The sequence below is a fragment of the Pseudomonas putida genome (assembly GCF_028682455.1).
GTDB classification, from domain to species: Bacteria; Pseudomonadota; Gammaproteobacteria; order Pseudomonadales; family Pseudomonadaceae; genus Aquipseudomonas; species Aquipseudomonas putida_AA.
In genome coordinates this window covers 963,585-975,595 of record NZ_JANHLD010000003.1, presented here as the reverse complement: position 1 = coordinate 975,595, position 12,011 = coordinate 963,585, and the positions used below count along the sequence as shown (strand labels likewise).

At 62.6% G+C, this 12,011-nt stretch carries 12 protein-coding genes; all 12 read left to right on the top strand.

The window, feature by feature from the left end:
• The first annotated feature begins 179 nt into the window (after positions 1-179).
• The 12 genes from NPS58_RS21595 to phaC (NPS58_RS21540) all read left to right on the top strand — a co-directional run bounded on the left by NPS58_RS21595 (position 180) and on the right by phaC (NPS58_RS21540) (position 12,005).
• The gene (locus tag NPS58_RS21595; protein WP_274117301.1) at positions 180-557 is read left to right on the top strand and encodes a hypothetical protein; all 378 of its coding nucleotides are present in this window, start codon (positions 180-182) and stop codon (positions 555-557) included.
• 275 nt (positions 558-832) lie between these two features.
• The gene (locus NPS58_RS21590; RefSeq protein WP_274117300.1) at positions 833-1,402 is read left to right on the top strand and encodes a YqgE/AlgH family protein; all 570 of its coding nucleotides are present in this window, start codon (positions 833-835) and stop codon (positions 1,400-1,402) included.
• Positions 1,402-1,836: a Holliday junction resolvase RuvX gene (gene ruvX / locus NPS58_RS21585; RefSeq protein ID WP_425313090.1), complete on the top strand. Its 435-nt coding sequence runs from the start codon at positions 1,402-1,404 to the stop codon at positions 1,834-1,836. The genes NPS58_RS21590 and ruvX overlap by 1 nt, the downstream gene beginning before the upstream one ends.
• Before the next feature lie 60 nt (positions 1,837-1,896).
• Positions 1,897-2,415, top strand: coding sequence for a bifunctional pyr operon transcriptional regulator/uracil phosphoribosyltransferase PyrR (gene pyrR, locus NPS58_RS21580; RefSeq protein WP_274117299.1), 519 nt, complete (start codon positions 1,897-1,899; stop codon positions 2,413-2,415).
• 12 nt (positions 2,416-2,427) lie between these two features.
• Positions 2,428-3,432, top strand: coding sequence for an aspartate carbamoyltransferase catalytic subunit (locus tag NPS58_RS21575; RefSeq protein WP_010221491.1), 1,005 nt, complete (start codon positions 2,428-2,430; stop codon positions 3,430-3,432).
• Positions 3,429-4,700 carry a dihydroorotase gene (locus NPS58_RS21570; RefSeq protein ID WP_274117298.1) on the top strand — a complete coding sequence of 424 codons (1,272 nt, stop codon included), beginning with the start codon at positions 3,429-3,431 and terminating at the stop codon, positions 4,698-4,700. Before NPS58_RS21575 ends, NPS58_RS21570 begins: the two co-directional genes overlap by 4 nt.
• A 149-nt stretch (positions 4,701-4,849) precedes the next feature.
• A complete protein-coding gene (hslV, locus tag NPS58_RS21565; RefSeq protein ID WP_028945572.1) occupies positions 4,850-5,380 on the top strand; it encodes an ATP-dependent protease subunit HslV in 531 nt (176 codons plus the stop codon).
• Positions 5,381-5,457: 77 nt separating this feature from the next.
• Positions 5,458-6,795, top strand: a complete 1,338-nt coding sequence (gene hslU, locus NPS58_RS21560; protein ID WP_274117297.1) for an ATP-dependent protease ATPase subunit HslU — start codon at positions 5,458-5,460, stop codon at positions 6,793-6,795.
• A 94-nt stretch (positions 6,796-6,889) separates the two neighbouring features.
• The gene (locus NPS58_RS21555) at positions 6,890-7,267 is read left to right on the top strand and encodes a DUF971 domain-containing protein (protein WP_274117296.1); all 378 of its coding nucleotides are present in this window, start codon (positions 6,890-6,892) and stop codon (positions 7,265-7,267) included.
• Positions 7,268-7,615: 348 nt separating this feature from the next.
• Positions 7,616-9,295, top strand: coding sequence for a class II poly(R)-hydroxyalkanoic acid synthase (phaC, locus tag NPS58_RS21550; protein WP_274117295.1), 1,680 nt, complete (start codon positions 7,616-7,618; stop codon positions 9,293-9,295).
• 62 nt (positions 9,296-9,357) lie between these two features.
• Entirely contained in the window at positions 9,358-10,206 is an 849-nt protein-coding gene (gene phaZ, locus NPS58_RS21545) for a poly(3-hydroxyalkanoate) depolymerase (protein WP_274117294.1), read from the top strand.
• Between the two features lie 116 nt (positions 10,207-10,322).
• Positions 10,323-12,005: a class II poly(R)-hydroxyalkanoic acid synthase gene (gene phaC / locus NPS58_RS21540; protein WP_274117293.1), complete on the top strand. Its 1,683-nt coding sequence runs from the start codon at positions 10,323-10,325 to the stop codon at positions 12,003-12,005.
• Positions 12,006-12,011 lie beyond the last annotated feature (6 nt).

Genomic DNA, 12,011 nt, shown 5'->3' with positions numbered 1-12,011 from the left:
TTGGTTTCAGGCAAAGCAGCCATTGGGATGTGTGCAGCCATTGGTGCTGGAAGTGCGGGTGTGGGACTGCTTGTTTGTGGTTTAGTGGTTGTGGCAGGCGCTTCAATAGTGGGTGGCAAGTTGGGCGCGTTGGGTGGCGAAGTCGCAGGTGAGATAGTTTATGATTTGAGGAATTAGAAATGTATTACTATTATGGCCTGACTTGGCTTTTTGTTTTTCTACTGATATTTATGTCGTTAGGCTTCGCGCTTTACATTGCCTATACAAAAATGGATGAAATGCTGACGTACCTTTCGAACTGTCGCGCCATTCAGATTCGCAAAACATATTTGGGGCGTGACCCCTTTAGTCGTATGTTAATGCTGGGAGCCATTTCCGCTGTATTGATGGCGCCGCATCTATTCCTGAGGGACGGAGGCGCTGACCAGACGGATATAGACAATTTCCCGAAAAGCTTAAAAAAAATAGTCGTCCTCCAACGCCGTTTTATAAATATCGCCGGGACTTCGATGATTGTGGCTTGGGCCATTGGAGAGTACATGGGGTGGTTGAAGTAACCCTTTGACTGTCAATTTAGAATTGGAACTTCGCCCGCGGGGCCCGCCTGTCGAGCAACGGATACAGGTGGGAGCAACTGTTTTGCACAGACTTTGTGGGAGCCGGACTCGCCGGCGATTGACCGCAAATGCGGTCGCAATACAAACACCACTTGAGGGGCAGGCTGCACTGGCCTCATCGCTGGCAAGCCATCTCCCACAGGATTTGCTTGTTCCTATAGGAGCGGGGAAAAGCAGGCTTGTCAGTCCGGCGCCCCAACGCCACACTATCAACCATGAAAAACCTCAGCCCGAGTTACCTCAAGCACCAGTTCCTGATCGCCATGCCGCACATGGCCGACCCGAACTTCGCGCATACCTTGACCTATATCGTCGAGCACAACGCCAATGGCGCCATGGGGCTGGTGGTCAATCGGCCGCAAGACCTGAACCTGGCCGATATCCTTGAGCAATTGCGACCCGACGTCGAGCCGCCCGCCGACTGCATGCAGATACCGATCTACATGGGCGGTCCGGTACAAACCGATCGCGGCTTTGTGCTGCACACCAGCGACAAGGCCTTCCAGGCCACCATCGAGCTGGAGGGCATGTCGCTGTCCACTTCCCAGGACATCCTGTTCGCCATCGCCGACGGCTTCGGTCCCAAGCAGAGCCTGATCACCCTCGGCTACGCCGGCTGGGAAGCAGGGCAACTGGAAGCAGAGCTGGCCGACAACGCCTGGCTGAACTGCCCGTTCGACCCTGAGATCATCTTCGGCATGGCGTGCGAGCAGCGCCTGGCAGCCGCCGCGGCAAGCCTTGGCATCAACCTGAGCCTGCTCACCAGCCAGGCGGGGCACGCCTGATGAGTGAAGTACGTTTGTTGCTGGGCTTCGATTATGGCAGTCGCCAGATCGGCGTCGCCGTCGGCCAGGTGATTACCGGCCAGGCCCGCGAGCTGTGCACCCTCAAGGCCCAGAACGGTACGCCCGACTGGACCCAGGTGGAAAAGCTCATCAAGGAGTGGATGCCCGACGCGCTGGTGGTCGGCCTGCCCCTGAACATGGACGGCACCCCCAGTGAAATGAGCGAACGCGCCGAAAAGTTCGCCCGGCGCCTGAATGGCCGCTTCAACCTGCCCGTGCATACCCACGACGAACGCCTGACCACCTTTGAAGCCAAAGGCGAGCGCATGGCCCGTGGCGGTCAGCGCGGCAGTTACCGCGACAACCCGGTGGACGCCATTGCCGCCGCCCTGCTGCTGCAAGGCTGGCTGGAGGCCAATACCGGGCAGTCCTGACCCAGATCATCGGATTCAAGCCGGGCCAGCGCTATGCTCCCGGCCTCTTGAGGAGCAAGCATGAGCCTACCCAATCCCGCCGAACTGATCCGGCAGATGGCCGTCGATCTTCGTGCCCATCTGACCCGTCGTAACATTACCGAGCCGCGCTTCATCGGTATCCGTACCGGGGGCATCTGGGTTGCCCAGGCACTGCTCGAAGAACTGGGCAGCGATGCCGCCCTCGGTACCCTCGACGTGTCCTTCTACCGCGACGACTTCAGCCAGAACGGCCTGCACCCGCAAGTGCGTCCATCGGAGCTGCCCTTCGAGATCGAAGGCCAGCACCTGATCCTGGTGGATGACGTGCTGATGAGCGGTCGTACCATCCGCGCCGCCCTAAACGAACTGTTCGACTACGGTCGTCCTGCCAGCGTTACCCTGGTCTGCCTGCTCGACCTGGATGCCGGCGAATTGCCGATCCGGCCGAATGTGGTCGGTGCCACCCTGTCGCTGGCTGCCCATGAACGGGTAAAATTGACCGGACCCGCACCGCTCGCCCTCGAGCGCCAGGACCTCGCCTCCGCTTCCGCACTTTAAGAGTCCCTCGCGATGACGCCAATCGACGCCAAGCGCCCGCTGCAGCTCAATGATCAGGGCCAGCTGCGCCACTTTCTCTCGCTCGACGGTTTGCCCCGCGAACTGCTGACCGAAATCCTCGACACCGCCGACTCATTCCTCGAAGTCGGCGCCCGGGCCGTCAAGAAAGTTCCGTTGTTGCGCGGCAAGACCGTGTGCAACGTATTCTTCGAGAACTCCACCCGCACCCGTACCACCTTCGAACTGGCAGCCCAGCGGCTGTCGGCCGACGTGATCACCCTGAATGTGTCGACCTCCTCGACCAGCAAGGGCGAAACCCTGTTCGACACCCTGCGCAACCTTGAAGCCATGGCCGCCGACATGTTCGTCGTGCGCCATGCCGATTCCGGGGCCGCGCACTTCATCGCCGAGCACGTGTGCCCGGAGGTGGCGATCATCAACGGTGGCGACGGCCGTCACGCCCACCCGACCCAGGGCATGCTCGACATGCTGACCATTCGTCGGCACAAGGGCGGTTTCGAAAACCTCTCGGTGGCCATCGTCGGCGACATCCTGCACTCGCGCGTTGCACGCTCGAACATGCTCGCCCTGAAGACCCTCGGTTGCCCGGACATCCGCGTCATCGGCCCCAAGACCCTGCTGCCAATCGGTATCGAACAGTACGGCGTGAAGGTCTACACCGACCTGGAACAGGGCCTCAAGGACGTCGACGTGGTGATCATGCTGCGTCTGCAGCGTGAGCGCATGGCGGGCGGCCTGCTGCCCAGCGAAGGCGAGTTCTACCGTCTGTTCGGCCTGACCACCGCCCGCCTGGCCGGTGCCAAGCCCGATGCCATCGTCATGCACCCGGGACCGATCAACCGCGGCGTGGAGATCGAATCGGCAGTGGCCGACGGTGCCCACTCGGTGATCCTCAACCAGGTCACCTACGGCATCGCCGTGCGCATGGCCGTGCTGTCCATGGCCATGAGCGGGCAGACCGCCCAACGTCAATTCGAGCAGGAGAACGCCCAGTGACCCTCAGTATTCTCGGCGCCCGGGTCATTGATCCAACCAGCGGCCTGGACCAGGTCACCGACCTGTACATCGATGCCGGCAAGATTGTCGCCCTGGGGGCAGCACCGGCCGGTTTCACCCCGGCCCGCAGCATCGATGCCACCGGCCTGATCGCCGCGCCCGGGCTGGTCGACCTCAACGTGGCCCTGCGCGAGCCGGGCTACAGCCGCAAGGGCAGCATCGCCAGCGAAACCCGCGCCGCCGCTGCAGGCGGCGTCACCAGCCTGTGCTGCCCGCCGCAGACCAAGCCGGTGCTCGACACCTCGGCAGTCGCCGAACTGATCCTCGACCGCGCCCGCGAAGCCGGCCACAGCAAGGTCTTCCCGATCGGCGCCTTGAGCAAAGGCCTGGAAGGCGAGCAACTGGCCGAACTGATCGCCCTGCGCGATGCCGGCTGCGTGGCGTTCGGCAATGGCCTGAATGCGTTTGGCAACAACCGCACCCTGGCCCGCGCCCTGGAATATGCCGCCACCTTCGATCTGACCGTGATTTTCCACTCCCAGGACCGCGACCTGGCCCAGGGTGGCTTGGCCCACGAGGGTGCCATGGCCAGTTTCCTCGGCCTGCCGGGCATTCCGGAGACCGCCGAAACCGTGGCCCTGGCGCGCAACCTGCTGCTGGTGGAACAGACCGGCGTGCGCGCGCACTTCAGCCAACTGACCAGCGCCCGTGGTGCCCGTTTGATCGCCCAGGCCCAGGAACTGGGGCTGCCGGTCACCGCCGACGTGGCGCTGTACCAACTGATCCTCACCGACGAAGCGCTACGCGACTTCTCCAGCCTCTACCACGTGCAACCACCGCTGCGCACCCATGCCGACCGTGACGGTCTGCGCGAAGCGGTCAAGTCCGGGGTGATCCAGGCAATCTCCAGCCACCACCAGCCCCATGAGCGTGACGCCAAGCTCGCCCCGTTCGGCGCAACCGAGCCGGGTATCAGCAGTGTCGAGTTGCTGTTGCCACTGGCCATGACCCTGGTTGAAGACGGCCTGCTCGACTTGCCAACGCTGCTGGCGCGCCTGTCCAGCGGCCCGGCCGATGCACTGCGCCTGCCTGCAGGCCAGCTCAAGGCCGGTGGGGCGGCAGACCTGGTGCTGTTCGACCCGAAAGCCTCCACCGTTGCCGGCGAGCAATGGCGCTCCAAGGGCGACAACTGCCCGTTCATCGGACACTGCCTGCCGGGGGCAGTGCGTTACACCCTGGTCGACGGGCACATCAGCCACGAGGCCTGACAACTCGCGGGGCAGCCGCTCCTACCTGCAGGAGCGGCGGTGCCACGTCTCGGCTGCCCCGCGATTGCCATTCAAGGTTGAAATTCTTCCCTGCACCCCCATATGAGTCTGCATCAGGCATTTTCGCCCCGCTGCGTGGAGACTCTCCCTTGACCACCATCGTTTCAGTTCGCCGCCACGGCAAAGTCGTCATGGGCGGCGACGGCCAGGTTTCTCTCGGCAACACCGTGATGAAAGGCAACGCCAAGAAAGTCCGTCGCCTGTACCACGGCCAGGTCATCGCCGGTTTCGCCGGTGCCACCGCCGACGCATTCACCCTGTTCGAACGTTTTGAAGGCCAGCTGGAAAAGCACCAGGGCCACCTGATCCGTGCCGCTGTAGAGCTGGCCAAGGAATGGCGTACCGACCGTTCCCTGAGCCGTCTGGAAGCCATGCTCGCGGTCGCCAACAAGGACGCTTCGCTGATCATCACCGGCAACGGTGACGTGGTCGAGCCCGAAGACGGCCTGATCGCCATGGGCTCTGGTGGCGCCTACGCCCAGGCCGCCGCTCGCGCCCTGCTGCAAAAGACCGACCTTTCGGCGCGCGAAATCGCCGAAACCGCACTGAACATCGCCGGTGACATCTGTGTGTTCACCAACCACAACCTGACCATCGAGGAGCAGGACCTGGCCGAGTAATTCAGCTGTTCTGGCGCCCGGCCCCGGTGGCCGGGCTTTTCCACGCTGACTTATCGAGCCCAAGGACCATCACTACCATGTCCATGACCCCCCGCGAGATCGTCCACGAACTAAATCGCCACATCATTGGCCAGGATGACGCCAAGCGCGCCGTCGCCATCGCCTTGCGCAACCGCTGGCGCCGCATGCAGCTCCCCGCCGAGCTGCGCGTCGAGGTCACGCCCAAGAACATTCTGATGATCGGCCCGACCGGCGTCGGCAAGACCGAAATCGCCCGCCGCCTGGCCAAGCTGGCCAATGCGCCGTTCATCAAGGTCGAAGCGACCAAGTTCACCGAAGTCGGCTACGTGGGCCGCGATGTCGAGTCGATCATCCGTGATCTGGCCGATGCCGCCATCAAGATGCTGCGCGAGCAGGAAATCATCCGTGTTGGCCACCGCGCCGAAGACGCCGCCGAAGAGCGCATCCTCGATGCCCTGCTGCCACCGGCACGCACCGGTTTCAACGAAGACCAGGTCAACACCCAGGACTCCAACACCCGCCAGCTGTTCCGCAAGCGCCTGCGCGAAGGCCAGCTGGACGACAAGGAAATCGAGATCGAAGTGGCCGAGTCCATGGGCGTCGACATTTCCGCGCCACCGGGCATGGAAGAGATGACCAACCAGCTGCAGAACCTGTTCGCCAACATGGGCAAGGGCAAGCGCAAGAGCCGCAAGCTCAAGGTCAAGGAAGCGCTCAAGCTGGTACGCGACGAAGAAGCCAGCCGCCTGGTCAACGAGGAAGAGCTCAAGGCCAAGGCCCTGGAAGCCGTCGAGCAGCACGGTATCGTGTTCATCGACGAGATCGACAAGGTGGCCAAGCGCGGCAACGTCGGCGGCGCCGATGTTTCCCGTGAAGGCGTACAACGCGACCTGCTGCCATTGATCGAAGGCTGCACGGTGAACACCAAGCTGGGTATGGTCAAGACCGACCATATCCTGTTCATCGCCTCAGGTGCGTTCCACCTGAGCAAGCCAAGCGACCTGGTACCCGAGCTGCAAGGCCGCCTGCCGATCCGTGTCGAGCTCAAGGCGCTGAGCCCGGAAGACTTCGAACGCATCCTCAGCGAGCCCCACGCTTCGCTCACCGAGCAATACCGCGAGCTGCTCAAGACCGAAGGCCTGAACATCGAGTTCGCCGCCGAAGGTATCAAGCGCCTGGCCGAGATCGCCTGGCAGGTCAACGAGAAGACCGAGAACATTGGTGCCCGTCGCCTGCACACCTTGCTCGAGCGCCTGCTCGAAGAGGTGTCGTTCAGCGCCGGTGACCTGGCCAGCGCCCACGACGAAACGCCGATTCGCATCGACGCCGAGTACGTCAACAGCCACCTGGGCGAACTGGCGCAGAACGAAGACCTCTCGCGCTATATTCTCTAAAGCTGCAAGCGCTAAGCTACAAGCTGCAAGACGGGCGCTGGACGCTCTGTCTTGTTGCTTGTAGCTTGCAGCTGATAGCCCAAGAGTATTTTCCATGCCCAGACTTCCCAGCGGTATCAACCTGCACAAAGCCTCCAAGACCCTGTCGCTGACGTACGGGCCTGACGAGGTGTATCACCTCCCTGCCGAGTTTCTGCGGGTGCACTCTCCCTCCGCCGAAGTCCAGGGCCACGGCAATCCCATCCTGCAATTCGGCAAGCTCAACGTCGGTCTGTCGCAGATCGAACCGGCCGGCCAGTACGCACTGAAACTGACCTTCGATGACGGCCACGACAGCGGCTTGTTCACCTGGGAGTACCTGGAGCAGCTGTGCCTGCGTCAGGATCAACTCTGGGCCGAGTACCTGGATGACCTGGCAAAAGCCGGAAAATCCCGCGATCCTTCCGAGTCGATCGTCAAGCTGATGCTCTAGTCCGGGCCCTCCAGGATTTAGAGCGCATTTTCTAATTCTATCTGCTTGAATGCCTGCTCAACGGCCAATGAATGGCCGTCTTGCGCAACACCCAAAAGTCGGGTAACCAATGGATCTGGCAAGTTCCCTGCATCGAATTCGACGCAGGGTCGGGCCGGAATGTAGAGGTCGCGAGCGAAAGCAGGCTGTCTTCACACGCAGAAAAACCCGCATGGCTCATCGTCGTTTGCATCCGGCCGCAGGACCGCAGTTCGTTATCACTGGTCACCCGAGCAGCAGTACCGGGCACTTGTCTGTGTAACGCGCACAGCAGGCCGGTACTCGTCTCAGGACAACGGAGCGTCGTAGATGAGTAACAAGAACAACGATGACCTGCAGCGCCAAGCCTCGGAAAACACCCTGGGTCTGAACCCGGTAATCGGCTTGCGCCGCAAGGATTTGCTGACTTCTGCTCGAATGGTGCTGCGCCAGGCCATTCGTCAACCGCTGCACAGTGCCAAGCATGTCGCGCATTTCGGCATGGAGCTCAAGGACGTGATCTTCGGCAAGTCGGGCCTGCAACCGGAAACCGATGACCGTCGCTTCAACGATCCGGCCTGGAGCCAGAACCCACTGTATCGCCGCTATCTGCAAACCTACCTTGCCTGGCGCAAGGAACTGCACGACTGGATCGATACCAGCAACCTCTCCGACCAGGACATCAGCCGCGGCCATTTCGTCATCAACCTGATGACCGAGGCCATGGCGCCGACCAACACGGCGGCCAACCCGGCAGCGGTCAAGCGCTTCTTCGAGACCGGCGGCAAGAGCCTGCTCGACGGCCTGTCGAACCTGGCCAAGGACATGGTCAACAATGGCGGCATGCCCAGCCAGGTGAACATGGATGCCTTCGAGGTCGGCAAGAACCTGGGCACCAGCGAAGGGGCGGTGGTGTTTCGCAACGACGTGCTGGAGCTGATCCAGTACCGGCCGATCACCGAGCAGGTCCATGGCCGCCCGCTGATGGTGGTGCCACCGCAGATAAACAAGTTCTATGTCTTCGACCTGAGCCCCGAGAAGAGCCTGGCGCGTTTCTGCCTGCGCTCCAACGTGCAGACCTTCATCGTCAGCTGGCGCAACCCGACCAAGGCCCAGCGCGAATGGGGCCTTTCGACCTACATCGATGCCCTCAAGGAAGCCGTCGACGTGGTCCTGGCGATCACCGGCAGCAAAGACCTGAACATGCTCGGGGCCTGCTCCGGCGGCATCACCTGCACCGCGCTGCTGGGCCACTATGCGGCGCTGGGCGAAACCAAGGTCAATGCCCTGACCCTGCTGGTCAGCGTGCTCGACACCACACTGGATAACCAGGTCGCCCTGTTCGTGGACGAGCAGACGCTCGAGTCCGCCAAGCGCCAGTCCTACCAGGCCGGTGTGCTCGAGGGCCGCGACATGGCCAAGGTGTTCGCCTGGATGCGCCCCAATGACCTGATCTGGAACTACTGGGTCAACAACTACCTGCTGGGCAACGAGCCGCCGGTGTTCGACATCCTGTTCTGGAACAATGACACCACTCGCCTGCCCGCCGCGTTCCATGGCGACCTGATCGAAATGTTCAAAAGTAATCCACTGACCCGTGCCGATGCACTGGAAGTGTGCGGAACGCCGATCGACCTGAAGAAAGTCACCGCCGACATCTACAGCCTGGCCGGTACCACCGATCACATCACGCCCTGGCAGGCCTGCTACCGCTCGGCCCAGTTGTTTGGTGGCAATGTCGAGTTCGTGCTGTCCAACAGCGGGCATATCCAGAGCATTCTCAATCCGCCAGGCAACCCCAAGGCGCGCTACATGACCAGCAGCGAGCGGCCGGCGTGCGTCGTCGAGTGGCAGGAGAATGCCCACAAGCACACCGATTCCTGGTGGCTGCATTGGCAGAACTGGCTGAGCGAACGCTCCGGCGAGCTCAAGAAAGCGCCGACACGGCTAGGCAACAGGGCCTATCCATCGGCCGAAGCGGCACCGGGTACCTACGTGCACGAGCGCTGATCCATCCGACCGCCGTGGCCACTGCCAGGCCACGGCGCCTCACCCACCACAGGGCTTCGCGCATGCCGCAACCGTATTTATTCCGGACCGTCGACCTGGATGGCCAGACCATCCGCACCGCGGTTCGCCCCGGCAAGCCGCACTTGACGCCCTTGCTGATCTTCAATGGCATCGGCGCCAACCTGGAACTGGTATTCCCGTTCATCCAGGCCCTGGACCCGGACCTGGAGGTCATCGCCTTCGACGTGCCCGGCGTGGGCGGCTCATCCACGCCCAGGCATCCCTACCGGTTTCCCGGGCTGGCCAAGCTCACCGCCCGCATGCTCGATTACCTGAACTACGGCCAGGTCAACGCCATCGGCGTGTCCTGGGGCGGAGCCCTGGCCCAGCAGTTCGCCCACGACTATCCCGAGCGCTGCAAGAAGCTGGTGCTGGCCGCCACCGCCGCTGGCGCGGTCATGGTGCCGGGCAAGCCCAAGGTGCTGTGGTTGATGGCAAGCCCACGACGCTACATCCAGCCCTCGCATGTCATCCGCATCGCACCGCAGATCTATGGCGGTGCCTTTCGTCGCGACCCGGACCTGGCCATGGCCCATGCCGCCAAGGTGCGTTCCTCGGGCAAGCTGGGCTACTACTGGCAGTTGTTCGCCGGGCTCGGCTGGACCAGCATCCACTGGCTGCACAAGATCCAGCAGCCCACCCTGGTGCTGGCCGGCGACGACGACCCACTGATTCCGCTGATCAATATGCGCCTGCTGGCCTGGCGTATTCCCAATGCCCAGCTACACATAATCGACGATGGTCATTTGTTCCTGATCACCCGGGCCGAAGCCGTGGCCCCGATCATCATGAAATTCCTCCAGCAAGAGCGCCAACGTGCCGTCATGCACCCTCGGCCAGCCCCCAGCTGAGACGCAACCAACCCGAGCCCGCGGCAGGATGCCAGGTGGCCCGGTGCGCGGCATGAGGTTGGTGTCGCTCTTGCATTGATCTATTTGTTGATGGCCTGACGACGGAGTGTTGCCTGATGAAAGACAAGCCCGCGAAGGGGTCGATACCGGTCCCCGCCACTTACATGAACGTGCAGAGTGCAATCAGCGGCCTGCGTGGCCGCGACCTGCTTTCAACGCTGCGCAATGTCAGCCGTCACAGCCTGCGTCACCCGCTGCACACGGCCAAGCATGTGCTCGCCCTGGGCAACCAGCTGGGCCGCGTGCTGCTTGGCGACACGCCCCACCAGCCCAGCTCCCGCGACAACCGCTTCAAGGATCCGGCCTGGAGCCTAAACCCTTTCTACAGCCGCGGACTGCAGGCGTACCTGGCCTGGCAGAAGCAGACCCGCCAGTGGATCGACGAGAGCCAGCTGGAGGCTGATGACCGCGCCCGTGCGCACTTTCTCTTCAGCTTGCTAAACGACGCCATGGCGCCGAGCAATTCCCTGCTCAATCCTGCCGCCGTCAAGGAGCTGCTCAACTCTGGCGGCCTGAGCCTGGTACGCGGGGTGCACCACCTCATCGACGATCTGCGCCATAACGACGGCCTGCCCCGCCAGGTCAACCCCGACGCCTTCGAGGTCGGCAGGAACCTTGCCACCACCCCGGGCGCGGTGGTGTTTCGCAACGAGCTGCTGGAACTGATCCAGTACAAGCCGATGAGCGAAACCCAATACGCCCGGCCGGTGCTGGTGGTGCCGCCGCAGATCAACAAGTTCTACATCTTCGACCTGAGCCCGGCCAACAGCTTCGTCCAGTACATGCTCAAGAACGGCCTGCAGACCTTCATGGTCAGCTGGCGCAACCCTGACCCGCGCCATCGCGAGTGGGGCCTGTCGAGTTATGTCGAAGCGCTGGAAGAGGCCATGAACGTGTGCCGGGCGATTACCGGCAGCCGCGAGGTCAACCTGATGGGCGCCTGTGCCGGCGGCCTGACCATGGCAGCATTGCAGGGCCACTTGCAGGCCAAGCGCCAATTGCGACGGATCAGCAGCGCCACCTACCTGGTCAGCCTGCTCGACAGCCAGATCGACAGCCCGGCCAGCCTGTTCGCCGACGAACAGACACTGGAAGCTGCCAAGCGCCGTTCCTACCAGCAAGGCGTGCTCGATGGCCGGGAGATCGCCAAGGTATTCGCCTGGATGCGCCCCAACGACCTGATCTGGAACTACTTCGTCAACAACTACCTGCTGGGCAAGGCGCCGCCGGCCTTCGACATCCTCTACTGGAACAACGACAACACCCGCCTGCCCGCTGCCTTGCACGGCGACTTGCTGGATTTCTTCAAGCACAACCCGCTGACCCATCCGGCAGGCCTGGAGGTCTGCGGCACACCGATCGACCTGCAGAAGGTCAATGTCGACAGCTTCAGCGTGGCCGGCAGCAATGACCACATCACCCCGTGGGATGCGGTCTATCGCTCCACCCTGCTGCTGGGGGGCGACAAGCGTTTCATCCTGGCCAACAGCGGCCATGTGCAGAGCATCCTCAACCCACCGGGCAACCCCAAGGCGCACTACGTCGACAACCCGCGCCTGAGCAGTGACCCACGCGCCTGGTTCTATGACGCCAAGCAGATCGACGGCAGCTGGTGGCCGCAGTGGCTGGAATGGATTCAAGCCCGTTCCGGTGCCCAGCGCGAAACCCTGATGACCCTGGGCAACCAGAACTACCCTCCCATGGACCCCGCCCCTGGCACTTACGTGCAGGCGCGCTGAACAAGT

Bases quoted from the DNA above. Each gene is read 5' to 3' on its own strand.
- phaC (WP_274117293.1), top strand. From the start codon at position 10,323: ATGAAAGACAAGCCCGCGAAGGGGTCGATACCGGTCCCCGCCACTTAC.
- NPS58_RS21575 (WP_010221491.1), top strand. From the start codon at position 2,428: ATGACGCCAATCGACGCCAAGCGCCCGCTGCAGCTCAATGATCAGGGC.
- NPS58_RS21590 (WP_274117300.1), top strand. From the start codon at position 833: ATGAAAAACCTCAGCCCGAGTTACCTCAAGCACCAGTTCCTGATCGCC.
- NPS58_RS21595 (WP_274117301.1), top strand. From the start codon at position 180: ATGTATTACTATTATGGCCTGACTTGGCTTTTTGTTTTTCTACTGATA.
- NPS58_RS21555 (WP_274117296.1), top strand. From the start codon at position 6,890: ATGCCCAGACTTCCCAGCGGTATCAACCTGCACAAAGCCTCCAAGACC.
- hslU (WP_274117297.1), top strand. From the start codon at position 5,458: ATGTCCATGACCCCCCGCGAGATCGTCCACGAACTAAATCGCCACATC.
- phaZ (WP_274117294.1), top strand. From the start codon at position 9,358: ATGCCGCAACCGTATTTATTCCGGACCGTCGACCTGGATGGCCAGACC.
- phaC (WP_274117295.1), top strand. From the start codon at position 7,616: ATGAGTAACAAGAACAACGATGACCTGCAGCGCCAAGCCTCGGAAAAC.
- pyrR (WP_274117299.1), top strand. From the start codon at position 1,897: ATGAGCCTACCCAATCCCGCCGAACTGATCCGGCAGATGGCCGTCGAT.
- ruvX (WP_425313090.1), top strand. From the start codon at position 1,402: ATGAGTGAAGTACGTTTGTTGCTGGGCTTCGATTATGGCAGTCGCCAG.